Below are 25,164 nucleotides of genomic sequence, written 5' to 3'. Positions count from 1 at the left end.
TCCTCGCGCCCCCATAAGTCTTCCCGAACATGTTCGGGAAGTCGTCGAACGTGTTCGGCGCAACGGTCGTAGCAGTACGAGTCGTCGTTCGGACCATGCAGACCGACGGCACCGAAGCGGCGGTCGACCGGACTCGTGCTCCGACCGAACGACCACGCGAGACGCTCGACGTCCGAGCACTCGGCCCGCCAAAGCCGCTGACGCGGACGCTCGAAACACTGGCCGACCTCGACGAGCGGACGGTGCTGGTGCAGGTCAACGACCGTGCGCCCCAACACCTCTACCCGAAGCTCACCGAGAGAGGGTACGAGTACGAGACCGTCACGGACGACGGCGTCGTGGTGACTGCTATCTGGCAGACGAAGTGAGTACCGCGGAGACCACCCCCGTTACTGGTGGTCGACGTCGGTCCGGTGAGCGGACGAGAAACGCAGGCCCTCTGTCGTGCCATCACGGCATTCGGAAGGGACGCGTCACGCGTCCGGGGCGATGAGCCGCGGGAGAACGAGTTCGACGGTCAACGACCGGGGAGCGCTACCGTCCGGGGGTTTCCCGGCGGACGCGTCTCGCTGGGGGTCCCGAACGCGAAGGGACACGTATCACGCCGCCGACCGTGGTTCGGTCGTCGCTTCCCGCTCGGCGCGTCGCTTGATTCCCCGGAGCATCTTCCGCTCCATGACGAAGTGAGCCGGTTCCCAGAAGAGGTAGTCGACGGCGCCGAGGAGTCGGGGACGTCCGACCAGGGGACCGATCGAGGACTCGGCCGGCTTCGACCGCATCCGGGCAAGAAGCCGCGTCGTGTTATCGCCGACCGGTTCGAGGACGAACGCCCACGTCCACGCCGACGACTCGCCCGGCGGCCGGAGGACGAGCGCCCGTTGGGGGTCGAGACGGGCGACTTCGGGCGCCGACTCGGGCGACGATAGCGGGTAGTCGGGAGGAGCGAGCCGTACGACGTCGCCCTCCTCCAGGTCCTGGTACTCCGGAACGATTCGCTCGACGTTGTGGATGTCCGCCCCGATAGCGTTCTCCAGCCAGTCGTAGCTGTAGAACCCGCCGCGGCCCTGCCCCATCTGGACGAGCCACGGCCAGACCTCCCCGGGGGGCGCGTCGATTTCGACCGCGTGCGTGACCTGTCTGGTCGCCCCCGCGAGCAGGTCGTCGCCGGAAAGCGATTTCCTCGCCTCCTCGTCGGTCGCTCCCCAGCGTCGATGCCACGGCCTGACCAGGAAGTGGTACATTCCCGCGAGCACCAGCACGGCCGTCGCCGCGATTCGCCCGCGGGTCCAGGACGAACGGGTCCGTTCGCCGGTTTCGACGCTGCTCGCCGTCGTCTCGTGGACCTGGCGCGCCTGCGTCTCGGCGTCGGTCGCCACGCGGTCCAACGCGCGCGACATCAGGTACCCCGCGAACGGGCCGATGACCCCCCAGTACAGTCCGAAGTTCCGGCTGGCGCGTGCGTCCGTCGTCGCGGTGCGGGCCTCGTAGGAGAGCACCGTCCGGTTCTCGCCGAACGGCCGAACTGACAGGCTGATAGCGAGCTTCGCGTACCCCGGCTCGTCGAACGTCACGAACTCCCCGGGGTCGACCTGTCGCCACTCGATACTGGGCCGCCAGAACTTCCCGACGGCGCCGAAGACGAACTCCTCCCCCGGCGTTTCGTCTAGCAACGTCCACTCGTCGGTCTCCGGAACGTCGGCGAACCGCAGTTGGTCCGGCGGAGCCTCCGGATCGGTTCCCCGGAACAAGTTCGAGAGCGCCACCGGCAGGTCGCGTAGCCGTCCGAGGGCGCGGACGACCGGCCCGAGGTCCAGCAGGTCGGCCGTCAGCATCGCCTCGTAGGTCGTCTCCGGGTCGGCGTCTACAACCGCGTGGCGAACTTCCGTCACGTCGTACTCCGGCAGGTACCTATCGACGAGCATCGACGGTTCCGCCTCGCTCGGTGCCGGGTTCGTCGAGGGGTCCATCGTCCGTTCACCTCTCGCGGGGTACGGTTTCGAAGGTAATAGGTGGGACGGCAGTCCAGTCCGGTCGACGCGACAGTCGCCAAGTCGAGCGCTACGGCGCGAAACTCGCCAGCCACTGTCACTCACGGATATCGATAGTGTGGCAATAGACGTAGAAGGATCTTACCACTCACTTTTTCGAGTCGAATATATTGTAAGCTTCGGTTCGTTTTCGCGCTACTGTTCGTAGACTGGGGGGAGTACTCCCCCGGACGACGTCGGCGGGTGGGGGCGGAGGGGAGCCGTAGGACCCGGAGGGGACCGTTCCAGTAGCCGGCCTCGAGGCGAGCGGTCCCGCGAGTCGGGAGGCGGCGACCCCCTCGTGAAGTCCACGACGGCAGCAGGAACGCCCGTACGAGAAGCGAGGGCTGGGCGAGGAGACGTCTCGAAGTCCGCTCGCGCCCGCGACGGGACTCGGTACGGTTCGTAGTGACTGGCGTCGCGTCGTCGCGTGCGCGAAGACTCCCCCTTGGAGCAGCCCTCCGGTCGGTCCCGTCCCTCGATGCCGTCCGAGTCCGCTCGGAACCCGCGACATCGGCGAGGAGGACGAACCGGACGACGCCGACGATATCGCCAGTCCGTTTCGAACGTGCCGAAACCGGCGTCGACGACGAGTCCGGGTCGAAGAGCAGGCGAGGACAGCGCCGGCGTGGTGCCGGCGTCGCCGCGTCGTTTTTCCGAGTTCGAACGACGCGTCGAACGCTCGTGTAACCTTCACGTATATCCAGTGCGAACGTCAGGTTCGGGGTTCTCCCGCCGGAGGCGTCGGCCGTCCGGTCGCAACTGCCCGCCCCGGAGAGTTGCCGAGGTTCCGGAACGGACTCGGGCAGGGGTGGGCTTAATAGCCATGCCCCAGTGTCCCCCGACATGGAGCTAGATGCGCTTTTCGAGGATAGCTGTGCGCGCGACTGGGAGACGGTCGACGGCGAGGAAACGGCGGCGGTTCGGTTCGCCGTCATCGGCCTCGGCTGGTTCACGAAGGGACGCGCCCTGCCGGCGCTGGAAGCGAGCGACCGCTGCGAGCCGACGGTGATGGTCAGCAGCACGACCGAGAAAGCCGAGCGAGTGGCGGCCGACACGGACGGGGCGGTCGACGGCATCGACTACGACGAGTTCCACGACGGGGTCGCCCGCGACGAGTACGACGCCGTCTACATCTGTACGCCCAACGCGCTGCACCTCGAATACGTGGAGACCGCGGCGACGTACGGGAAACACGTCCTCTGCGAGAAGCCGATGGAACGCGACAGCGAGCGCGCCCGGGAACTCGTCGAGGCGTGCGAGGCGGCCGGCGTCGAACTGATGGTCGCCTACCGGATGCACACCGAACCGGCGGTCCGACGCGCGCGCGAACTCGTCGAGTCGGGGTTCGTCGGGGAACCGATGGAGGTGCGCGGGGACATGTCCCAGCGCTTGCTCGACCGTATCAATCCGGACCCCGACCAGTGGCGGCTCGACGAGGGGCTCGCCGGCGGTGGCGCGCTCTTCGACATCGGCATCTACCCGCTGAACACGGCCCGCTTCCTCCTGGACGCCGACCCCGTGGCCGTCACGGGCCGGACCGCGAGCACGCACGACGCCTTCGACGACGTGGACGAGACGGTGTCCTTCATGCTGGAGTTCCCCGACGAGGTGTACGCGTCCTGTTACGCCAGTCACAACGCTCGCCAGTCCAGCGGTATCACCGTGACCGGCACCGAGGGCCAGGTGCGCGTCGAACCCGCGTTCTTCCAGGACCAGTCGCGGACGCTTCACGTCTCGCGGGGGGACAGCCGGTCGTCCATCACGCTCGAGAAGGTCGACCAGATGCTGGAGGAGTTCGACTACTTCGCCGACCGCGTCCGCGGTGACGCACCGATGCACCCGGACGGCGAGCACGGTCTCGTCGACATGGTGACGATGGAGGCCGTCTACGAGTCGGCGGCGGACCGGACCTGGACTCCCGTCGAGTGAGTCCCGTCCGGCGTGGACCTCCCCGCCCCGGACTTCGGCGTACCGGAGTTGTCCAGACTGGACTTTCCCATCCCGGAGGTCACGCGATACCGGACGGCACGTGAAAAAACAGCGACGCGCGCCGTTACTTCGCTTTCGCGGCTCGACTCAGGCGTTGAACCCCTGGTGGAACCCGACGAGTTTCTCGCGCGAGAAGTGGTCGAGGGCGTACTTGATGCCCTCCTTGCCGACGCCGGAGTCCTTGAACCCGCCGTAGGGCATGTGGTCTGCGCGGAATCCGGAGACGGTGTTGATGTTGACGCCGCCGGCGTCGATCTCGTCCGCGGCGCGTTTCCCGCGGTCGATGTCCTGCGTGAACAGTCCGGCTTCGAGTCCGTAGTTCGTGTTGTTGGCCTCCTCGATGGCCTCGTCGAAGTCGCTCACCGGGATGACGGGCACGAGGGGTCCGAACACCTCCTCGCTGGCCGCGGGCATCTCCGGCGTGACGCCCGAGAGGACGGTCGGTTCGAACACGCGCTCCCCGAGGTCGCCGCCGTAGTTGCCGCCGTACTCCACGGTCGCACCCTGCTCGACCGTCGCCTCGAACAGGTCGACGACGGTCTGGAACTGGTCGTCGTCGACCATCGAGGCGACGTCGGTCTCGTCGTCCGTGGGGTCGCCGACGGTCAGCGATTCGGCGGCGTCGACGAGCGCGTCGACGAGTTCCTCTTCGACGGTCTCGTGGACGAGAACGCGCTCGACGCTGTTGCAGACCTGCCCGGCGTTCGAACAGGCACCGCCGACGAGCTGTTCCGCGGCCTGCTCGATGTCGGTGTCGTCCCAGACGATGGTCGGGTCGTTCCCGCCGAGTTCCAGGGTGAGTTCCTTCATTCCGCTGTTGTTCGCGAGATACTTGCCGACGTCCGTCGACCCCGTGAAGGAGATGGCCTCGACCGCCTCGTGGTCGAGGATGGCGTCGCCGACGGTCGACCCGCTTCCGGTGACGACGTTCACGAGACCGTCGGGGGCGTCCACCTCCTCGGCGGCCTCCGCCAGGCACTCGAACAGCACGATGGAACTCAGGGGCGTGTTGGACGCCGGTTTGCCGACGACGGCGTTGCCCGCGGCGAGGGCAGGACCGACCTTGTGGACCATGAGGTTCAGCGGGAAGTTGAACGGCGTGATGGCGGCGACGACGCCCAGCGGCTCGCGCTGGGTGAAACAGTGGTCCTTCGCGAACCCCTTCTGGCCGTCCATCGGAACGTACTCGCCGAACATCCGCTTTGCCTCCTCGCCGGAGAGCCGCAGCGTCTGTACAGCTCGGTCGACCTCGGTCCGCGACTCCGAGAGCGGTTTCCCCTGTTCGCTCGTCACCACGTTCGCCACCTCGTCCGCACGTTCTTCGAGTCTGTCCGCGGCTGCGGTGAGCAGCTCGTAGCGCTCGTAGGCCGAGAGCGTCGACTCCTGGTACGCACGGTCGGCGGCCTCGATGGCCTCGTTCACTTGCTCCGCACTCGCGACCGGGACGGACCCGACGGTCGATCCGTCGTACGGATAGCTGACGTCCGTTCGGTCGTCGGCGTCGACCCACTCGCCGTCGATGAGCATCTGCTTGTCGAGACGGCTGGCTACTTCCAGGCTCATACCTCAACGTGGCCCAACGTCACAATAAGTGTTGCCCCGGTGAACGCCGCTCGCGCAGTCGCCGTGTGTCCGTCGCCTGCGACACGCGCCGTTTCTGACAGAAAGGAGAGAGTTTAACCGATTGTGACTCCATCCCAAATTATAAATCGGTGCTAGTCCAGTCAATAGTCATGGACCTATCGGGGACAGTCGTTCCCATGGCTACGCCTACCGACAGGCGGAGCGGGGAAATCGATGTGTCTGCGCTCGAGCGATTCACGGACTCCCTCGTCCAGAGTGGCGTTCACGGCCTGTTTCCAGGGAGTTCTATCGGCGAGTTCTCGAGCCTGACGACCGAGCAGAATCGTACCGTCATAGAGACCGTCGCCGCCGTCGCCGACGACCGCGTTCCCGTCTTCGCAGGCTGTGGCCACACGAGCGTCGACGCCGTCGTGGAGAACGTACAGACGGCCGCAGCGGCGGACGCCGACGTCGCCGTCGTCGTCACCCCCTACTACCTGAGTACGACCCAGAGCGGTCTCGACGACTTCTTCACCGACGTCGCGGACCGGTCGCCGCTTCCCGTCGTCCTGTACAACATCCCACAGCTGACCGGCAACGCGATTGAGATAGAGACCGTGGCGTCGCTCGCGGACCACCGGAACGTCGTCGGACTGAAAGACACCTCCGGCGACCTCACCTATCACCACCGGGTCAACGAACGGACCGCCGAGGAGTTCGCCGTCTTCCAGGGCGCGACCGAACTCGCCGCTGCGTCGCTCGAACTCGGGTCCGACGGAATCATCGCGGGGCCCGCGAACGTCTTTCCGGAACACCTCGCTCGCCTGTACGAGGCCTACGAGTCGAACGACCACGACGTCGTCTCCCGCATCATGGAGCGCGTCGTCGTGCCCGCGGTCAGCGCGACGAACGACCTCCCGACCGCCGCGGCGGTCAAGCACCTCGTCGCCGTCCACGAGATGGACATCGGCGACCCGCTGCCGCCCCTGCCGACGCTGACGGAGTCCGAGCGGGCGCGACTGGAGCAGTCCTACAGGCGCATCGTCGACACCGCCGAGAACGAACTCGTCGAGCAGTGAGCGCCCGTTCCGCTCGTCGACATCGTCAGAGTTACCGAACTGAACGCGGTCGCGTCGGTGCGCCTCGGCTGCGGCGGAGACGGCGAAAGAGAAGCAGTTTCGTCAGGCGTTGTTGACCTGGCTGTCGATCTGACTCTGGGCGTCGTCGAGCGCCTTCTTCGGTGACTTGTTCTGGACCAGCGCCTTGTTGCACTCCGTGAAGACGATCTTCGAGAACGTCGAGTACTTCGGCGTCGAGGGGCGAGCGCTCGTCTGCTCGACGATTTTCCCGAACACCTTCAGGTGTTCCGCCTGCTCGAGGTACTTGTCCTTGTAGAGTTCCTTCCGGACCGGGAGTCGACTGTGCTCGAGTGCCATGTTCTTCTGGGCCTTCATCGAGGCCATGAAGTTGGCGAACTGCTGGGCCGCCCCCTTGTTCTTCGAGTTCTTGTTGATGAAGATGTTCCAGCCGCCGAGACAGGAGTTTTTCGCGTTGGAGTTGCCCTCGGCTTTCGGCATCGGCGCGACGTCGAACTTGTCTTTGACCGCCGACCCGTCCTCGTTCATCAGCGCGTAGGCGTACGGCCAGTTGCGCATGAAGATGGTGTTGCCCTGCTGGAACGTCTTCCGGTTCTGGTCGGTGCTGGACGAGGGGATGGATTCCGGCGTCACGTTGTGCTCGTGGATGAGGTCGACGGCGTGGGAGAGCGCGTCGACGCCCTTCTGGGTGTTCACCTTGAGTTTCCCGTTCTTCCGGACGCCGCCGCCCATGCCCCACAGCCAGTTGAGCCACATGATGGTCAGCCCCTCGTTGGCACCACCCTGCCAGATGTAGCCGTTGAGGTCCTCGTCGCTGTTCTGCTTGATGTCTTTCGCCATGTCCACGAGCTCCATGTACGTCTTCGGAGGCTCGTCGTACCCGGCATCTTTCAGGAGGTCGGTGCGGTAGTACAGCGCGTTGGCGTCCGTGTGAATCGGCATCCCGTACATCGAGCCGTCGATGGTGACGGAGTCGACGGGGGTCTTCAGCATCTTGTCGGTGAGGCCGTTCGAATCCTCGACCTTGGCCGCCCAGCCGTTCTTGACGAACTCCGCGGGCCAGACGACGTCCATGTTCCCGACGTCGAACGCCGAGGACTGGGAGATGAACTGGTTGACGTAGTACTTCCGCGTCGACGACGACTCGGCGGGCGTCTTCTGGGAGTTGAGTTGGACGTTCTTCGCCTGCTCGTTGAACATCGGCAGCAGGTCCTTCGCGTCCGCGCTGAAGTAGCCGGGGTAGACGTACTTTATCTTGGTCTTGCCCCCGTCCTGGTCGCCGGAGCCTCCGCCGCCGCCACCACCGGTGCACCCCGCGAGCAGGGCGGTTCCACCGGCGGCCATTCCTTTCAGTAGCTGACGTTTCGAACGGCTAGTATCCTCGTTCCACATACATTGTCACACATGGTCAGGTGGTGTGATAACTGTTATTGTTAACACATATTCATTAACCCTGGAAGAAACCCGGGACGGGTGAAACCGAGTCGCCGGGGCGTCAGGCCAGGCCGGCGAGGGTCCGAATCTCGTGCCAGCGGTCGTCCTCGAGTTCGACGACGTCCCGGTTGCGGTCGCGCGCCACCGACCGCTCGCCGGGAAGGCGAATCTCGTCGACGTCGCTCGCCCGTTCGGACGCCTTCAACTCCCGCAGGAACGCGCTCGCCTCCGACGCGAAGTCGGGTCGGCCGAACGCCGACGGGTCGAGGGCGAGAAGGAAGTCGCCCTTCGTGCAGGGGTCGCCGGTGTGGTACGTGCCGGTCACGTCCGTTCCCATGGCCGCACCGACCAGACCGCCGGCCAGCACCTCGACGGCGATGGCGAGGCCGGACCCCTTCGCGCCCCCGAACGGGAGGATGGTCCCCTCCAGCGCCGCGGCGGGGTCGGTCGTCGGTTCGCCCTCCGCATCGAGCGCGACGGCTTCGGGGAGCGTCTCGCCACGCTCCTTTCGGTGGAGCACCGTTCCGCGCGCGATGGCGGACGTCGACATGTCGAGGTTGAACGGCGGGTCCGTCGGGAGGCCGACGGCGATGGGGTTCGTCCCCAGTATCGGTTCGGCCCCGCCGTACGGCGGCATCGCGGGTTCCGTGTTCGTGATGGCGACGCCGACGTACCCCTCCGACCGTATCCGGTCGGTGTAGTAGCCGAGCATCCCGAGATGGTTCGTGTCGTGGACGCCGACGGCGCCGACGCCGAACTCGTCGGCGCGGTCCATCGCGGTCACCGCCGCTTCGCTCGCGACGACGGGGCCGAGTCGAGAGCCGCCGGAGAGCGTCACGGCACCGCCGCGTTCGGCGACCACCTCGATGGTACCGTCGGGGTCGACGTTCCCGTGTTCGATGCCGCGGACGAACCGCGGCAGACGCAGGAGCCCGTGCGAGTGCTTCCCGCGGGCGTCCGCGCTCACCAGGGTTTCGGCCGTGAGTTCGGCGTCCGACGGCGAGATGCCCTGGTTTTCGAAGGCCGCAGTCGCTACGTCCACGGCGCGCTGACGGTCTACCTCCATCTCACGTGGACGGTCCGATGCGGTGGATGGCGAACTGGCTCTCGCCGAGGGCCTCGCTCATCGTGAGTTTGCCGTTGACGACGTCCTCTATCTCGTCCCAGAGCTGGTCGGTCGCCCAGTCGAAGGACTTGTCGCCGACGAGCGCTTCGCTCACGTCGACGTCGGTCTCTTCGGGGACGCGCTCGGCGCTGCCGGGGTTGCCGGTGACCTTGATGGTCGGCATGACGGCGTTCGAGAGCGTGTGTCCCTGGCCGGTCGAGATGACCATGAAGTGCGCACCGCTCGCGCCGATGCCCGTGACGGACTCGGCGCCGTGGCCGGGCGAGTCCATGATGTACATCCCCGACCTGTCGGGGATCTTCTCGGCGTAGTCGACCATGTCCTGGATGGGACCGTCGCCGGACTTGACGAGCGCGCCGAGCGACTTCTCCTCGATGGTCGTCAGGCCGCCGTCCATGTTGTCCGGGGTGGGCTGGGCGCCGCGGACGTCGTAGCCCGTCGCCTGCAGGCGCTCGTCCCACCACTCGACGCGGTCGAGTATCTTCTGTTTGACCTCCTCGGAGACCGCGCGCTCCGCGAGTTCCGTCTCGCCGCCGAAGAACTCGGGCGTCTCGGCGAAGACGCCACGACCGCCGTGGTCGTCGATGAGTCGCCAGACCGCGCCCGCGGTCGCCTTGTGCTGGCAGAGCCCCGAGGTGGTGTCCGACGTCGCACAGTTGATGCCGAAGGTGAGGTTGGACATGTCCGCCGGAACGCGGCGCTGCGCGCTGGCGTCCCGGACCATCTCCTGGGCGGCGTTGACCGTGGCCTTCAGACCGTTCATCACGCCTTTCTCCCGGTGGACGTTGACCGATTCGCTCGGTCGGCCGGTCTCGGCGACGTCGTCCGCGAGTTCGTCGCCGTCGACGATCTCGCCGGCGTGGGCGACCACGACCGCGCCGTAGGTGTTCGGATGCGTCGCGTAGCCCAGCAGCGTCCGGTACGTCTGGAAGACGTCGGGCTTGGTCTGGCACCGCCCGAGCGGGTGGGTGATGGGGATGGCGTCTTCGACGATGTCGGCCGCGCGCTCGACCGTGTCGTTCGCGTACGGGGCCGTCGAGACGATTACGACGTTGTTCCGGATGCCGATGCTACCGTCGTCGCGTTCGTATCCGAGGAATTCGCTCATGGTGTTCACTCGTGTGCTGCCTGCGCTTGGTTCTGGTCGTCGGCGAGGTCGCCGCGACCGTAGTTCGAGTCGACGTTGTGGACGTGGACCCAGTCGCCGGCCTCGATGTCGGTCGAGGCGTTTCCGATGCTCTTGCCGTACTTGGTGACCGTCTCCCCCTCGGGTATCGGTTCGAGTGCGAGTTTGTGGCCAAACTCGACGTCGTCGTTCATCTCGATGGTTCGTTCCGCGTCGCCGACGGCGACGGTGACCGTCTCGCCGGCCTCGACGTCACGAAGCGCCGTTGCGACGTTGTCTGCAGGTTCTACGACCTCGATAAGCTGGTCGGCCATGCAATCGAGCGAACAGACTCCTTCGTATTAACAGTTGTTGTCAGCGGTACCGCTGGCGGGCGCGGCTGGTTAGAGAAGCGTCACGACGGCGGCCAGCGAGAGGGTACCGACGGTGGCGAGATGAGCGACGACGAGGGCCACCGGCCGCATCCCCGCCGCACCCAGACTGTCGAGGTCCAGGTCGAAGCCGAGGCCGGCGAACGCCAGGGCGAACAGCCAGTCACCGGTGACGTCGATCGCGGCCACGGTCGACGACGGGAGGCTCACGGCGTTCACGATGACGATGACCGCGAGGAACCCCAGGAGGAACTTCGGGAAGCGATTCCAGAGTTCGGTGAGGCCGGTCGAGTCGTCGGTGCCCGCCGTGTACCTGACCGCGTACGCGATGGCCAGCAGGCCGATGAAGGAGTTGCGGACGAGCTTCGTGACGGTCGCCCACCGTCCGGCCGTTTCCGACATCGCGAATCCCACGGCAGCGGTCGGGCCGGTGCTGAACAGGCTCAGGCCGGCCCAGATGCCGAACTGTTTGCCGGTGATACCGAGAACGCTGCCGAGGGCCGGAAAGACGACGAGCGTCACCGCGTCGAACAGCAGTATCGTCGCCACGGCGTACGTGATGTCGGCCTCGTCGACGTCGATACTCCCGGCGACGGCCACCACTGCGGAGACGCCGCAGATACTCGCACCCGCGGCGAGCAACGACGTGGTTCGTCCGTCGACGTCGAGGAGACGTCCGGCGACCGTCTCCATGAAGAAGACGCCGACGACCACGGCCCCGGCGGCCAACCCGACGACGAGCGGGCCGGTGGTGACCAGTTCCTCGACGGTGAGACGGGCCCCGAGGAGGACGATGCCGGTCTCCAGGAGGAGTTTGTGTCGACTCACGCCCGGCGTCGCCCAGTCCGGGACGCCGACCGTGTTGGCGACGAGCGCGCCGACGGCGATGGCGACGATGAGGGGGCTGAGATGCGCGAGGCGCGTTCCGAGCGTGCGAGCGACGACCGCCACGCCCACGAGGAGCGCGAGCCCCGGGAGGAGTCGTCGCGCGTGGGTCCGCGCCGTCATCCGACTACGAGATGGATGGACACGATTCCCACGCCCAGAATCGTCGCCTTCCAGCCGCGGTCGAGCGCGCTCCACCAGCGGAGCGCGACACCGACAGCGTCGCTATCGAGAGACGCGGACGTTGCTGATACCATGGTCGTGTGCGCACCGTCTCCGACGAACTATTTAAAATTCGCGTTGCGACGCTCTGCGGACTCCCGTAGGTTTATTGTCGAGGGTTGCTTCATGTGCGACGTATACGTATGCCAGACACTGTGGACCACGCAAGTAGCTCCCGCCGTGACTCGTCCGACGGGGCGTCGACGCCCGTCCAGTCGCGATGGCAGCGGTACCGAGAACTTCGGCTGACGGAGGAGGAACTGGCGACGGCGCTGTTGACGCCCGTCGTGCTGTTCCTCCTGGCTGTCTCCTTCTATCCCATCGTCGAGACGATACGGAGTAGCCTCTACACGGGGTACATCATCGAATCGCGGCCGACGACCTTCGTCGGCCTACAGAACTACGAGCAGATCCTGAGCAACGGCGGGTTCTGGAACTCGTTCAAGGTGAGCATGATTTACACCTTCGTGTCGGTGCCCGTCGAACTCGTCATCGGGCTCGGCATCGCCCTGCTCCTCCAGCGCGCGTTCAAGGGGAAGTACTTCATCCAGGCGGCGATTCTCTTCCCCTGGGCGCTGCCGACCGTCATCAACGCGAAGATATGGGCGTGGATGTTCCACGGACAGTACGGGGTCATCAACGACGTGCTCATCCGCCTCGGGATTCTCGAGTCGACGTACCCGTTCCTGGCGAAGCCGGACGTCGCGCTCGCGTCGATGATCTTCATCACCATCTGGAAGACCAGTTCCTTCATGGCGCTCATCCTGCTCGCGGGCCTGTCCGGCATCCCGGACCACCTCTACGAGGCGGCGCGCATGGACGGAGCGTCGAAGTGGCGGCAGTTCCGCGACATCACGCTCCCGCTGTTGAAACCGACCATCCTCGTCGCGCTCATCTTCCGGACGCTGCCGGCGTTCCAGGCGTTCGGACTCCCGTACGGCCTGACCGGGGGCGGTCCCGGGGAGGCGACGACGACGCTCGTCCTGTTCGACCACCAGCTCACGTTCACCCAGCTGGCGTTCGGCCGGGGGTCGGCCGCGGCGACGCTCATCACGCTGATGGCGCTGATAATCTCGCTCGTCTACGTCGGAACCCTCTACGAACCGGAGGTGCGCTAACATGAGTACGAAAACCGGCGGTACGTTCGACGTCGATTCGCTACAGGAGGTCGGGGAGAAACTGGGCTTCTACGGCTCGATACTCACCATCGCGGCCATCTCGATGTTTCCCGTCTTCTGGATGTTCCTCACGTCCATCAAGCAACCGTCGAACGTCGTCCAGTTCCCGGTCCACTACCTGCCGCAGAACCCGACGCTCGAGAACTACCGGACGGCGCTCGCAGACGCGCCGTTCATGCGCTACCTCCTCAACAGCGTGATAGTCGCCGGCGGGACGGCCATCGTCGACGTCATCCTGGGTGCGCTCGCCGGATACGCGCTCTCGCGGCTTCGGTTCCGGTTCAAGCTACCCGTCCTCCTGCTCATCCTGGGCACGGCGATGTTGCCGTTCATCTCCCGGCTCATCCCGCTGTTCTCGCTGGCGCGGTCGTGGGGGCTGCTCAACGACTACGTCGGTCTCATCATCCCCTACGCCGCGTTCCAGCTTCCGTTCGCGGTCTGGATCTTCCAGGCGTACTTCAAGGAACTCCCCGACTCGCTGGAGGAAGCCGGACTGATGGACGGACTCTCGCGCATCGGCGTCCTCTTTCGCATCATCCTCCCCGTCTCCGCCCCCGCGATGGCGACGACGGCCATCATCGTCTTCATCTACGCGTGGAACGAGTTCCTCTTCGCGCTGACGTTCATGACCGAGGACAGCATGCGAACGATAACGGTCGGCATCGCGACCTATCAGGGCGAGTTCCAGTACCCGTGGGGCACCATCTCGGCCGCGGTGTTCATGTCTATCGTCCCGCTGATGCTGTTCATGCTGTTCTTCCAGCGGAAGGTCGTCGAGGGGCTCACGGCCGGCACCGGCAAAGCCTGACCGCTCGCCACCCTCCTTCTCCCACCCGGTCGCCGAGACGTCTCCAGTCGCACAGTGCCCGGATTCGCAGTAATCGTTAGCGTCGCTCTCGCGCCAGTTCAGGCGGGAAAAGGGGCCGCTACTCCACGCCGTTGACGACGTTCCACGGGTCGCCGCCCGCGAGGACGGACTCGACGATTTCGGCGACCGTTCGGCGCCGCTCCTCGTTCGCCTCCTCGGAGTACCAGGCGACGTGGGGCGTTGCCACGACGCGGTCGTGGTCGCGCAGGGGGGCGTCGGTCGCCGGCGGTTCGTCGGGGAAGACGTCCAGGCCGGCGCCGGCTATCTCCCCGGCGTTCAGCGCGTCCAGCAGCGCGTCACCGTCGACGATGGGACCGCGCGCGACGTTCACCAGGCACGCCGAGTCCTTCATGCGGGCGAACGCCTCGGCGTCGAACAGCCCGCGAGTGTCGTCCGTCAGCGGCGAGTGGACGCTCACGAAGTCCGCGCGTTCGAGCAGTTCCTCGAACGCGACGAGGTCCGCGGGGTCGTCCGCGAGGTCGTCCGCGGAGAGGAACGGGTCGCTGGCGAGCACGTCAGCGCCCAGCGACGCGGCGCGGGAACCGACCTCGCGGCCGATAGCGCCGTACCCGACGACGCCGACGGTCCGCGTCGAGAACCGGTGGACCGGGGCACCGACGTCTCGGTTCCACTCGCCTCGCTCGATCGAACGGTCGTAGCGGGGGACGCTGCGGGCCATCGCGAGGAGCAGCGTGAGCGCGTGCATCGACACCTCCTCGAGACAGTAGTCGGGGACGTTCGTGACGGGGATGTCGCGGTCGGCGGCCGCGTCCACGTCGACGTTGTCGACGCCGATGCCGTACCGGGAGATGACCCGGACGTCGTCCATCGCGGTGATGGCGTCCGCGTCGATGTCGTAGCGGAGGTTGATGACCGCGTCGGCGGCCGCGAGCGTCTCCTCGACGTCTTCGGCGGTTTCGCCGACGTCGTCGGTGAGTTCCACGACCTCCGCGAGGTCGCCGAGGACGGACCGCTCGATGGACAGGTCTTCGAAGTCGTGGTCGGTGACGACTACGGTGTGAGTCATGGGGAGGTCAGACGATGAGTTCGGAGCCGTCGGTCAGATACTGCTCGCACAGGTCGCGGTTCAGTTCCACGCCGAGACCCGGTCCCTCCGGCACGTCGACGTACCCGTCCTCGAGGATGGGGCCGCTCCCCTCGGTCCTGACGGCCATCTCGTTCCACCACGGGACGTCGCGGGAGTGCCACTCCATGCAGAGGAAGTTGGGAATCGCCGCCGAAACGTGAGCGCCGGCTACCGTACCGAGCGGGCTCGAGATGTTGTGCGAGGCGATGGGGATGCCGTAGAGGTCACAGACGGTCGCGATGTCCACGTACTCGCCGAGGCCGCCGCACTTGTTCACGTCGGGGGCGGCGATGTCCATCATGCCCTGGCGGGCGGCCTTGTTGAACTGGTCGACCGTGACGAGGTTCTCGCCCGTGAGTACGGGTAGGTCGAGTTTCTCGGTGACGCGCTTCTGGGCGTCCCACTTCTCCGGCGGAACCGGGTCCTCGAGCCACGCCAGGTCGAACCGTTCGAGTTTCTTCCCGAGGCGAACGGCCGTCTCGACGGTGAAGTTCCAGTGGAGGTCCATCCCGAGGTCGACGTCGTAGCCGATCTCGTCGCGGACCGCCTCGACCAGCGACACCTTGTGTTCCAGCGCCTCGTTGTCCATCCGGCGGTTGGCCTCGTCGTACGTCTCGTGGGTCGGGACGTCCAGGTCGAACTTCAGGGCGTCGAAGCCCTCGTCGACGACCTCGCGGGCCGCACGAGCGTAGGACTCCGGCGTGTAGACGTCCTTCGGGTCGTGGCTCTCCGCCGCGCCGAGGGACTCGCCCGCGTGCGTGTCACAGTAAATCTTGATGCTGTCGCGGTACTTCCCGCCCAGCAGTTCGTAGACGGGGACGTCGAACATCTTGCCCTTGATGTCGTAACAGGCCGTCTCGATGGCGGTGAACGCTGCCTGGCCGATGCGACCCGTGCCGGTGTAGCGCTGTTCGAGGAGTTCCCGCAGTCGGTGCGTGTCGAGGGGGTTCTCGCCCTCCAGGTCGACGGTCATCCGCTCGGCCATGTCGAGCGCCGCTTCGGCGCGGAACGTCTCGCCGAGACCGTAGATGCCGGCGTCGGTCTCGACCTTGACGATGCCCCACGTGAAGTTGCCGGCGATGGCCATCGTCTTCACGTCGGTGATCTCGACGTCCCGTTCGGACGGCCGGTGGGTCTCCTCCATGCCCATGTCGCGCCAGGGAACGCCACCGCCCTGTGCGATGCGGTAGTCTGGCTTGTCGTTCGTCATCGTGTGTGTTCTTTCGTAACGGGCGAATAAAGATTGCGGTCACGGCAGTGGCAGAACGGAAGACGAGAAGGGTCCGCGACGAGCGCCGGGGGCGACGGGGTAGTTTTAATAGTGCCACTCTCCCTAAATCGACTGTCAATGACGAGCGAACGCATTACCGTCGCGGCGGTCGACGACTACTCCGTCGACGGAACCGACGTCACGCTGGACTGTGCGACCGACGCGCCGGAGACGGCGACGGCGCGCACGCTCCCCGTGACGCTCGAGTTCTACGACCCCAGAACGTTCAGATTCGCGCTCCGGGCGAACCCGGAAGTGAGCGCCGACCGGCAGTACCCCGAGTTCGACGAGGACGCGGTCGCCGAGGACTTCGCGCTCGACGCGACCGAGACGAACGGGGACCTCGTCCTCGACACGGGCGCGCTCCAGGTCGTCGTCGGTCTCGACGAGTGGAGCTTTCGCGTCGAGGACGACGGCGAATCGATTCTTCGGGAACAGCGCCGCGACCTGGACGTGTTCGCGCGGTCGCGCGTGGAGCCGCTCGGGGTCACCCAGGAGGAGATCAACCACAACCCCCGACGCGTCGCCGAGACGGGGACCGCGTTCGGTCTCGACCCGGACGAGAAGCTCTACGGGGCGGGCGAGCAGTTCGTGGAGTTCGACCGTCGCGGTCGGGAGATCGACCTCTGGCACGAGGAGCCGCTCGGCACGGAGACGCCGCGAGCGTACAAGAACGTCCCCTTCCACCTCTCGACGAAGGGGTACGGGATGCTGGTGGACACGACGGCGCGCGTCCACTACGACTTCGGAAAGACGTCGACGGCCAGCGCCTCGGTCTCGGTCGCCGACGACGCGTTCGCGTTCGTCTTCTTCTACGGTCCCGAGTTCGACGACGTTCTGCGAAGGTACACCGCGCTCACCGGTCGGCCGAACCGTCCGCCGAAGTGGAGCTTCGGCACCTGGATGTCGCGACTGGGCTACGAGTCGCGCGACCAGCTGGAAGCCATCGCCGACCGACTGCGCGAGGAGCGGATTCCGAGCGACGTCCTCCACCTCGACCCGTTCTGGATGCGCGACCGCTCCTCGACGGACCTGGAGTGGGACACCGAGCAGTTCCCCGACCCCGAAGGGATGATCGAGGGACTGAACGAGGACGGCTTTCACCTCTCGCTCTGGGAGCATCCTCACGTCCCGGTCGGCACGGACGCGTTCGACGAAGCGGCGCGGGAGGGGTACTTCGTCACCGACGGCACCGGAAAACCGTACGTGATGGACAACACGTGCCAGGGCGACTACCGGGGGGCGCTCGTGGACTTCACGGACCCCGACGCAGTCGAGTGGTGGAAGGACAAGCACCGCCGTCTGCTGGAGATGGGCGTGGACGTGTTCAAGACGGACTACGGCGAGTACGTCCCCGAGGACGCGGTCTTCGCGAACGGAAAGAGCGGGAAGTCGATGCACAACCTCTACCCCTACCTGTACAACGAGGCGGTCTACGAGGTGGTCGGCGAGGTCAACGGCGAAGACGAGGGCATCGTCTGGGGTCGCTCGGCCTGGACGGGGAGCCAGCGGTTCCCGATGCACTGGGGCGGCGACCCGCAGACGACCTGGAACGGGATGAGCGCGGCGCTGCGTGGCGGCCTGTCGGCGTCGCTGTCCGGCATCGCCTACTGGAGCCACGACATCGGCGGGTTCCGCGGGACGCCCACCGACGCGCTCTACGCCCGGTGGTCGCAGTTCGGTCTCCTGTCGAGCAACGCTCGCTGTCACGGGACCACGCCCCGGGAGCCCTGGGAGTTCGGCGAGGACGCGCTGGACGTGTTCCGCGAGTACTCGCGCGTCCGGTACTCGCTGTTGCCGTACATCTACACGTACGCGGAGATCGCCGCGCGGACCGGCCTCCCCGTAATCCGTCCGCTCGTCCTGGAGTACCAGGACGACCCGAACACCCACCGCCTCGATACGCAGTACCTCGTGGGCACCGACCTGCTCGTCGCGCCGGTCTTCGAGGAGTCGGGGACGCGGGACGTCTACCTCCCCGAGGGCGAGTGGGTGGACTTCTGGACCGACGAACGGTACGAGGGAGAGAGGACCGTCGGCGTCGACGCGCCGCTGGAGGTCATGCCGATGTTCGTCCGTGCCGGCAGCGTCGTTCCGCGACGCGACCCGACCGAGACGGTACGGGCGGGGACGCCGGAGTCGCTGACGCTCGACGCGACGCTCGACGCCGAGGGCGCCGCCAGCGGCCGGTTCTACGACGTGGACGGCGACGAACTCGTGGACGTGGCGGTCGCCACCGGAGACGGGACGCTCTCCGTCTCGCTCGGCGAACTGACTGCCGACGCCGTCACCGTCGAGGCCGACGGAGCGACGCCGGACGCGGTCTCCGTCGACGGGGCCACCTTCGAGCGCGTCGACGGGACGCCGACGAGCGGCGAGTGGACGGTGGACGACGGTAGCGTGATCGTCGTCGCGTAGCCCAGCGGACGAGAGGTGGTTTTATTAACCGGGCTGGTAAACTATGCCACAACAGACAACAGGTGAACGATGGGACAGCTAAAACTCAAAGACCTGGTGAAAGTGTTCGACACGGGAGAGAACGAAATCGTAGCAGTCGACGACCTCGACGTTACAGTCGACGACGGGGACTTCCTCGTCCTCGTCGGGCCGTCCGGGTGCGGTAAGTCGACGACGCTTCGGTGTATCGCCGGCCTGGAGACGGTGACGTCGGGACAGATACTGCTCGACGACCGCGAGATAACTCACCTCAAGCCGAAGGAACGCGACATGGCGATGGTGTTCCAGAACTACGCGCTCTACCCGCACATGTCCGTTCGGAAGAACATCGGCTACGGGTTGAAGATCACGACCGACCTCGACAAAAGCGAGATCAACGAACGCGTCGAAGAGACGGCGACGCTCCTCGAAATCGAGGAGTTGCTCGACAAGAAGCCCTCCGAACTCTCCGGCGGCCAGCAACAGCGCGTCGCGCTCGGGCGCGCCATCATCCGGGAACCCGAAGTGTTCCTGATGGACGAACCGCTCAGCAATCTCGACGCGAAGCTGCGGACGACGATGCGCACCGAGATTCAACAGCTCCAGCAGGACATGGACGTGACCACAATCTACGTGACGCACGACCAGACGGAGGCGATGACGATGGGTGATTACATCGCCGTCCTCAACGACGGGAAACTCCAGCAGCTCGGCACGCCGCTCGAATGCTATCACAAACCCAGGAACCGTTTCGTCGCGGGGTTCATCGGGTCACCCTCGATGAACTTCTTCGACGTGAAACGCGGCGGGAACGTTCTGGAACACGAAGCGTTCACCTACGCTATCTCCGGCGAGACGGTCGACGCCATCGACCAGGCGTCCGACCGATTGACGATGGGTATCCGCCCCGAACACATCGCCATCGTCGACGAGAGCGTGGAGAACGCCGTTCGGACCGAAGTCGAAGTGGTCGAACCCATGGGGGAACTCAGTTACGTCTACCTCACGATCGGCGATGCGACGTACACTGCGAGCGTCAGTGGAGAGATGCGTCTCTCCTCCGGCGACGTCGTCGACGTCGAGTTTCCGGAGGACAAGATTCACCTCTTCGACACCGAGACGGGCGAGGCCGTGAAGAACAGTCGGACGACCGAGACCGTCGAATCGGCGTCCCGAGTCTGACTGCGACCCCGTTTCTGGACCGATTTTCGCCGCCGGCGAGTGGGTAGCAACGGGACGGTGACCGATCGACCGACGCCCGAGAGGGACGTTCGCTAGTCGCAAACGATATGGGGCTGTGTCGAGTACGACCACGTATGAGCAAGCACGGCGGTCCGAGCGGCGAGGGACGGCGGGTGAAAGCCGTCCAGACGACGACAGAGATCCTCGAAGCACTGCGGGAACTGGACGGGGCTGGCGTCACCGAACTGGCCGACCATCTCGACATCGCCAAAGCGACGGTGCACAGCCATCTCGCGACGCTCGTCGACAACGAGTTCGTCGTCAAGCGCGGCGACGAGTACCGGGTCAGTCTCCGGTTCGTCGACTTCGGAGAGTACGCGAAGTCGAACGTCGACATCTACGAGATAACGAAGAAGGAGGTAGACCGACTGGCCGAAGAGACCGGCGAAGTCGCCCAGTTCATGATAGAGGAACACGGGAAAGGGGTCTACCTCCACAAGGCGAGTGGAGACAACGCCATCCAGACGGCGTCGTACACGGGCAACCGGAAGGACCTCCACTGCACTGCGCTCGGAAAGGCGATACTCTCACAGCTCTCCAGAACGAGAGTCGACGAGATCATCGACAAAACGGGGTTACCCCAGCGGACTCCGAACACCGTTTCCACTCGCGACGAACTGTTCGAAGAACTGGATGCGATTCGCGAACAGAAAGTCGCGTTCGACGACGAGGAGATCCTCCAGGGGCTGCGATGCGTGGCCGCACCGATAGCGCATCCGAACGGCGATATCCAGGGCGCAATCAGCATCTCTGGCCCGACCAGCCGGTTCAAGGGCGACAGGTTCCGGGAGGAACTGCCCGAGATCGTCCGCGGTGCAGCCAACGTCATCGAAGTGAACGCTACGCAGGTGTAGTCGTTCGCTCGTCGCAAATACGCGGCGACAGTGGCCGAGAGGGCTATTTCGACGATTTTCCGCACGTAATCGAACGAAAAGTGACGAGATGCGCCAGTTCAAGGGGCAGTACCGCCCTCTAGAGTCGTTTTCCGTTGGAACCGGTCGACACCGGGATTCGTGGACGGTGAACGGCGTCGTAGTCGCTCGATTCGGCCAGAGAAACGGTCGACGACGCGCCGTTCGTCCGGTTTCGACGCCTCTTCGTCTACCTGACCGTTCCTCCGACGGAGCGTGCGAAGAGCGTAGCGGTCGGCCGGTATCACCGCTCTTCCCGTCAGTATCGCCGCCTCACCGCCGTGCCCTCCAACCGACGTGTGGGCTCGTCCCACTGCTTTCCGTTCGCAACGGTGTTCGTCGATTGCAAACGGGATGACGCGGCTCTCTACGTAACTGATGGTGCGGACGACACTGGTCGGAGACGTTCGTCCCGTCTCGCGACCGTACGGACCGACCTGGCGTCGCTCGTTCGAGAAAACGGACCTTCGACATCTGGCATTACACCACTAATATTGTAATGGCTAGTTTCACTCCGAGGGAGGACAGCCACAGCCACCGTCTTCGAGGATCTCGTCGACCGTGTACGACCGACCACAGGTGTCACAGAGCACGCGCACGTCGACGATGACGTCGAAGTCGCCCAGCGTGATGCGGTCGGTGGTCTCGAGGTTCTCGAGCGTCGTCTCCGTGACGGCTGCAGTTCTCGTCCGCAATCGCTGTATGGTTTCGGCGCTCTTCTCCACCTGATCCGTCTCGTCCGCGCTCGACTCGTAGCTCACGCCGCGATGTTTCGTCAGGTACGTGTGAATCGCCTGATGGGTGACGAAGTCGTCTTCGAGTTCCTCGACGGCGACGCCGTCACGCGCGAGCGCGTTCCTCGTTTCGGTCCGCACCCCGCTGCTCACCGAGTCGTCCGTCAACAGGCGGTGCGTGTTCTCGACTTCGCCCTCCAGCGGCGAGGCACCCGCCCGGTCCAGCGCGGCGCGCAGCACGGCCCGATTGAAGACGTCGGCCAGTTCTCGGAGACTGTACTCCTCCTCGTCGTCGCCCGTCCAGTACGCTTCGAGTTGCTCGCCCATCCCCGCCAGTTCGTACTCGTCGATAACCCGCTGGACCTTGCTTCGAGTACCCGAGTTCTCGCTCATACCTCACAGTAGCTCACGTTACACCTTTGACTGTTTCGGAGACGGACGGCAGGTCCCGACCACTCGCGGTGACGGAACCCCAGTCACCCCCGGACGGTACGAAACGTCCCGGAGGGGCTCGTTACAGATATAGAAGTGTAATACAGTACTTCGGGACTTTCGAGCAAGTGACCGAGGAGAGAGCGATGGCCTACTGTCACGAAGGTTCGTACGTCCTCCTCGCCGCAGCGACGATACTCGAACGTGAACTCACCGAACGACGCGTCGGCTCCTCCACCGCAGTCAGCGGACTACCGCGACCACATTGATATAGCGGTATGTAGTTTAGAAGTGCGGGGCGGTGGGGATACAGGAGAAACGAAGGTTCGATGGCCGCCGCTGATAGAGGTGACAGCAGAAGTGCACGAGAGTTCGACGTCCGACGGTTCCGGCTTTGCCGAAAGACTGCAGTTCCCATGCCAAAGCTCCGGCGGGTCGCCAGCCCACTGGCTCCGTACCGTCCGGTTCCGTTCACGCATCGTCGTCCGTGAGTCGCACCGAGCGAGGGCCGACGCCGACGTACGAGGATAGCAGAGCTGGTCCGAACGCCGGGATGTCGCCGTTCACCACTCGCGTCACGATCTAGTACCGGGAGACGTTTTCCCCTTCACTGTCCGTCGCATCGAATGGTCCCTCCCTCGTCGGCCGGCGGCGGCGGTGATCACGAAGCACAGAGCCGCGTATCGACGGGGGTTCCGTCCGACTGGGAGACGGCGAGGGCCTCGTCTCACGTTGGGGCAACGAGATAGGTCAGTAGGGTTCGGACGTGACTGGACGAGTCCGCAAAGAACGCAGCTCGTCCACCGGGATATGGGTTCGTCGTCACGTCGCGATTCTAGAGATGTCTGCGATTCGTAGGAATCGGACGAACTGTACTGTTCTAGATAGGTTCGAGAATCGTTGCAGTTCGGCGAGTACCTCCGGATACGACCGTGGCGTGCGGAGGTGGTCGTCGACGAACGAGGCCGTCATCGTGGACGTGACTCCCTTTCCTCGAATTGTTAGAGGGCACAGCGGCGAATTCCACGACACTGGTTCCCGGTAATTACGATGTTTACGACTCTCACGAATCGTGCGATGCCGAGAAATTATACGATGTATACGAGTCGCACAATTCTTAAATAGGGTCCGTACGTGGGTTACGACAGAGTCACCGGCGAGGTGTACGATGCCTACGAATCGTACGAGTCTGGCAGTTCGTAGAACAGCTGGAGTTCGCGAACTTCGCCCGGTGGACAGGAGGTAGACATGACAGACGAGAATACTGACGAACGTGAATCGCGGGCGGTGTCCGTCGGCGTACTCAAAGGCGGATTCGGCAAGACGACGACGGCGCTCAATCTCGCACGAGAGCTCGCACACCGTAACGGCTCTGCGCTGGTCGTCGACCTCGACGACAACGGACACATGAGCCAGAATCTCGGGTACGACGACCAGTATCAGGCCGACGAAAATCACGCAGAAGCGGTCCTCATCGGCAGCGAAGACCCGAAACAGTACATCGAATCAGTGGTCGACGGGCTCGACATCTTCCCCGCACACGAAGCACTCGAAGACGTCCAGAGCGGCCTGAAAGAAGCGACGATGGGGACGACGCGATTGAAGGAGAATCTCGTCGACCCCCTGCTCGGCGACGAGTACGAATACATCGTCGTCGACTGTCCGGCGAACCGCGGCAAGCTCAACGACAACGCGATGTACGCGACCGGAAACATCATCATCCCGCTGCGCGCCGAAAGCGGTTACGAGAGTGGACTCACGAGCACCGTCCAGCGCCTCGTCATGCAAGCGCGGGAATACTTCGAGCTCGACATCCTGGCGGTGACGCCGACCGACCTGGAGAACCGCATCGACTACGACACGCGTGACCGCGCTCTCCTCGAGGAGATCAATTCTCGGGAAGCGGTGGCCAAACTCGTCCCCAACTACGCCCGCCTTACCGACGACGACTGGGCTGCACTCGAGAACGGAAACTACGACGACGACCTCCCCGGCATCAGGCATCGGTCGGCGATCGACCGCGCGCACGACGAGGGGCTCCCGCTCCGCGATTACGACGAGTCGTGCGACCAGCTATCGGCGTACGCCGAACTGTCACAGATCGTCGAGCGCGGCGAGGTGGTTCGGGAATGACGGGTGCGTTCGACGACCTCGAGGACGCAGTCGCCGAACAGGAAGAACCGGAGGAAGAGACGTCGAAGACGACCACGGACGGGGAGGCGCGGACAGAAAGCGAGCAGGAAACGACCCAAGATCCACGGTCGACGCCGGCGTTCGAGTTCTCCTCGGATCTGCGCCGCAGTATCTACACCCGCGAACAGTCCTGGCAGTCATTCGAGGACGGCCGGGACCTCGAGATGACCCGCGTCCTCCGCGACCACGACGTTCGCGACGTAACCTCCCGGGAAGTCCACGACGCCATGGTCCGTCTCGCCGCCGAAAACCCCGACGAACTCGCACGATTAGTCCTCGACAGTCGCGGAATCGACATCGACGAAGAGTAGGTCGACAGCGCGACGGTCACCGACAACGGTCTGTTACACTCGCCGTTCGACTCTCCGAGCTGGTACGACGTCGACGATTTGCACACACTGCGCGAGTTGTGAACGTCGTACGGACTGTGAGAATCGTACGATTCGTAAGTGGTGTAGGAGACCCATCTCACGATTCCCACGGGGACGGCGAAACGTCGACGGTAAACAGGCCCACTCTGCAGTTCAGTTACGTTACGAATCGTGCGACGTTGACGAACCCCACGAATTTTGCGAACTCTCTACGCTGTAACTGCACCACATGCGGCCACTATCGACGCTCCTGAACTCGAAGACGGCCGGTCGAGAAGCCGAGACGAAGTTTGCGATGCTCGAACAGTTTACGATTCTTGAACCGTTTACGATTCCCGAGCCTCGCGAAATTCTCGGCCAAATCCACCGGAAGGAGTGAGTGAACATACTTCGAGAGAATCGTACGAACCTTACGATTCGGACGACTCTTAGACATCCTTCGAACCGAGAGTTTCGTACGAAGTGTAAGCGTCGGACGACTCTCCATAGGGATACGAACACGTTCAATGATGCCTAGGATGTTGACAATTCGTATGATTCGTTAGATTCGTGAGTGTTATATGATTCGTAGGAATTGTAGGATTCGGGGACGCTGGAAC

General features: G+C 64.8%; 22 protein-coding genes. 11 read left to right on the top strand and 11 right to left on the bottom strand.

Translation table 11 applies throughout. The annotated features are described in order from the left end of the window. Positions 1 to 95: 95 nt before the first annotated feature. Complete coding sequence (locus ACTF4R_RS18405; RefSeq protein ID WP_440009519.1) at positions 96 to 368, top strand: DUF2249 domain-containing protein; 273 nt, start codon at positions 96 to 98, stop codon at positions 366 to 368. Positions 369 to 599: 231 nt separating this feature from the next. Here ACTF4R_RS18405 and ACTF4R_RS18400 read toward each other — a convergent pair whose 3' ends face one another. Continuing rightward, on the bottom strand, positions 600 to 1,967 hold the full coding sequence (locus ACTF4R_RS18400) for an SRPBCC family protein (RefSeq protein ID WP_440009516.1): 1,368 nt from the start codon (positions 1,965 to 1,967) through the stop codon (positions 600 to 602). Between the two features lie 906 nt (positions 1,968 to 2,873). Here ACTF4R_RS18400 and gfo6 point away from each other — a divergent pair. Further along, positions 2,874 to 3,959: a D-xylose 1-dehydrogenase Gfo6 gene (gene gfo6, locus ACTF4R_RS18395; RefSeq protein ID WP_440009514.1), complete on the top strand. Its 1,086-nt coding sequence runs from the start codon at positions 2,874 to 2,876 to the stop codon at positions 3,957 to 3,959. A 147-nt stretch (positions 3,960 to 4,106) separates the two neighbouring features. Here the strand turns inward: gfo6 and ACTF4R_RS18390 are convergent, their stop codons facing one another. Then, positions 4,107 to 5,582, bottom strand: a complete 1,476-nt coding sequence (locus tag ACTF4R_RS18390) for an aldehyde dehydrogenase family protein (protein WP_440009511.1) — start codon at positions 5,580 to 5,582, stop codon at positions 4,107 to 4,109. A gap of 170 nt (positions 5,583 to 5,752) precedes the next feature. On the opposite strand from ACTF4R_RS18390, the gene ACTF4R_RS18385 reads away from it, so the two are divergent. Continuing rightward, a complete protein-coding gene (locus ACTF4R_RS18385; RefSeq protein WP_440009508.1) occupies positions 5,753 to 6,661 on the top strand; it encodes a dihydrodipicolinate synthase family protein in 909 nt (302 codons plus the stop codon). 102 nt (positions 6,662 to 6,763) lie between these two features. On the opposite strand, the gene ACTF4R_RS18380 is transcribed toward ACTF4R_RS18385, so the two are convergent. From ACTF4R_RS18380 to ACTF4R_RS18355, 6 genes are all read right to left on the bottom strand, one after another. Then, complete coding sequence (locus ACTF4R_RS18380) at positions 6,764 to 8,071, bottom strand: ABC transporter substrate-binding protein (protein WP_440009505.1); 1,308 nt, start codon at positions 8,069 to 8,071, stop codon at positions 6,764 to 6,766. Between the two features lie 103 nt (positions 8,072 to 8,174). Further along, positions 8,175 to 9,179, bottom strand: a complete 1,005-nt coding sequence (locus ACTF4R_RS18375; protein WP_440009503.1) for an Ldh family oxidoreductase — start codon at positions 9,177 to 9,179, stop codon at positions 8,175 to 8,177. 1 nt (position 9,180) lies between these two features. Beyond that, positions 9,181 to 10,347 carry a UxaA family hydrolase gene (locus tag ACTF4R_RS18370; protein WP_440009500.1) on the bottom strand — a complete coding sequence of 389 codons (1,167 nt, stop codon included), beginning with the start codon at positions 10,345 to 10,347 and terminating at the stop codon, positions 9,181 to 9,183. Positions 10,348 to 10,352: 5 nt separating this feature from the next. After that, positions 10,353 to 10,679, bottom strand: coding sequence for a UxaA family hydrolase (locus tag ACTF4R_RS18365; protein WP_433627682.1), 327 nt, complete (start codon positions 10,677 to 10,679; stop codon positions 10,353 to 10,355). 69 nt (positions 10,680 to 10,748) lie between these two features. Then, on the bottom strand, positions 10,749 to 11,744 hold the full coding sequence (locus ACTF4R_RS18360; protein ID WP_440009497.1) for a YeiH family protein: 996 nt from the start codon (positions 11,742 to 11,744) through the stop codon (positions 10,749 to 10,751). Next, positions 11,741 to 11,878, bottom strand: coding sequence for a hypothetical protein (locus tag ACTF4R_RS18355; protein WP_440009494.1), 138 nt, complete (start codon positions 11,876 to 11,878; stop codon positions 11,741 to 11,743). The genes ACTF4R_RS18360 and ACTF4R_RS18355 overlap by 4 nt, the downstream gene beginning before the upstream one ends. Positions 11,879 to 11,986: 108 nt before the next feature. On the opposite strand from ACTF4R_RS18355, the gene ACTF4R_RS18350 reads away from it, so the two are divergent. Both ACTF4R_RS18350 and ACTF4R_RS18345 read left to right on the top strand, forming a co-directional pair. Further along, a complete protein-coding gene (locus ACTF4R_RS18350; RefSeq protein ID WP_433627688.1) occupies positions 11,987 to 12,961 on the top strand; it encodes a carbohydrate ABC transporter permease in 975 nt (324 codons plus the stop codon). 1 nt (position 12,962) lies between these two features. Continuing rightward, a complete protein-coding gene (locus ACTF4R_RS18345; RefSeq protein WP_433627691.1) occupies positions 12,963 to 13,829 on the top strand; it encodes a carbohydrate ABC transporter permease in 867 nt (288 codons plus the stop codon). A gap of 118 nt (positions 13,830 to 13,947) precedes the next feature. Here ACTF4R_RS18345 and ACTF4R_RS18340 read toward each other — a convergent pair whose 3' ends face one another. Together ACTF4R_RS18340 and ACTF4R_RS18335 are read right to left on the bottom strand one after the other, a co-directional pair. Next, positions 13,948 to 14,916 carry a C-terminal binding protein gene (locus tag ACTF4R_RS18340; RefSeq protein ID WP_440009491.1) on the bottom strand — a complete coding sequence of 323 codons (969 nt, stop codon included), beginning with the start codon at positions 14,914 to 14,916 and terminating at the stop codon, positions 13,948 to 13,950. Between the two features lie 7 nt (positions 14,917 to 14,923). Then, positions 14,924 to 16,186 carry a mandelate racemase/muconate lactonizing enzyme family protein gene (locus ACTF4R_RS18335; RefSeq protein WP_440009489.1) on the bottom strand — a complete coding sequence of 421 codons (1,263 nt, stop codon included), beginning with the start codon at positions 16,184 to 16,186 and terminating at the stop codon, positions 14,924 to 14,926. A gap of 138 nt (positions 16,187 to 16,324) precedes the next feature. On the opposite strand from ACTF4R_RS18335, the gene yicI reads away from it, so the two are divergent. The 3 genes from yicI to ACTF4R_RS18320 all read left to right on the top strand — a co-directional run bounded on the left by yicI (position 16,325) and on the right by ACTF4R_RS18320 (position 20,778). Next, positions 16,325 to 18,664: an alpha-xylosidase gene (yicI, locus tag ACTF4R_RS18330; protein WP_440009487.1), complete on the top strand. Its 2,340-nt coding sequence runs from the start codon at positions 16,325 to 16,327 to the stop codon at positions 18,662 to 18,664. A gap of 69 nt (positions 18,665 to 18,733) precedes the next feature. Further along, on the top strand, positions 18,734 to 19,864 hold the full coding sequence (locus tag ACTF4R_RS18325; protein ID WP_440009485.1) for an ABC transporter ATP-binding protein: 1,131 nt from the start codon (positions 18,734 to 18,736) through the stop codon (positions 19,862 to 19,864). A gap of 134 nt (positions 19,865 to 19,998) precedes the next feature. Then, positions 19,999 to 20,778 carry an IclR family transcriptional regulator gene (locus ACTF4R_RS18320; RefSeq protein WP_440009483.1) on the top strand — a complete coding sequence of 260 codons (780 nt, stop codon included), beginning with the start codon at positions 19,999 to 20,001 and terminating at the stop codon, positions 20,776 to 20,778. Between the two features lie 566 nt (positions 20,779 to 21,344). On the opposite strand, the gene rdfA is transcribed toward ACTF4R_RS18320, so the two are convergent. Beyond that, a complete protein-coding gene (rdfA, locus tag ACTF4R_RS18315) occupies positions 21,345 to 21,962 on the bottom strand; it encodes a rod-determining factor RdfA (protein ID WP_440009481.1) in 618 nt (205 codons plus the stop codon). 167 nt (positions 21,963 to 22,129) lie between these two features. Between rdfA and ACTF4R_RS18310 the strand changes: the two genes are divergently transcribed. The 3 genes from ACTF4R_RS18310 (at position 22,130) to ACTF4R_RS18300 (ending at position 24,505) form a co-directional block, all read left to right on the top strand. After that, the gene (locus tag ACTF4R_RS18310; RefSeq protein WP_440009478.1) at positions 22,130 to 22,270 is read left to right on the top strand and encodes a hypothetical protein; all 141 of its coding nucleotides are present in this window, start codon (positions 22,130 to 22,132) and stop codon (positions 22,268 to 22,270) included. 979 nt (positions 22,271 to 23,249) lie between these two features. Next, a complete protein-coding gene (locus tag ACTF4R_RS18305) occupies positions 23,250 to 24,134 on the top strand; it encodes a ParA family protein (protein WP_440009475.1) in 885 nt (294 codons plus the stop codon). After that, a complete protein-coding gene (locus ACTF4R_RS18300) occupies positions 24,131 to 24,505 on the top strand; it encodes a DUF7970 domain-containing protein (RefSeq protein ID WP_440009473.1) in 375 nt (124 codons plus the stop codon). Before ACTF4R_RS18305 ends, ACTF4R_RS18300 begins: the two co-directional genes overlap by 4 nt. Positions 24,506 to 25,164: the final 659 nt, after the last annotated feature.

It is taken from the genome of Halomicrococcus pelagicus (assembly GCF_051917725.1).
Taxonomy (GTDB): domain Archaea; phylum Halobacteriota; class Halobacteria; order Halobacteriales; family Haladaptataceae; genus Halomicrococcus.
The sequence above is the reverse complement of the archived record's forward strand: the minus strand, read 5'-3'. Positions and strand labels throughout refer to the sequence as shown.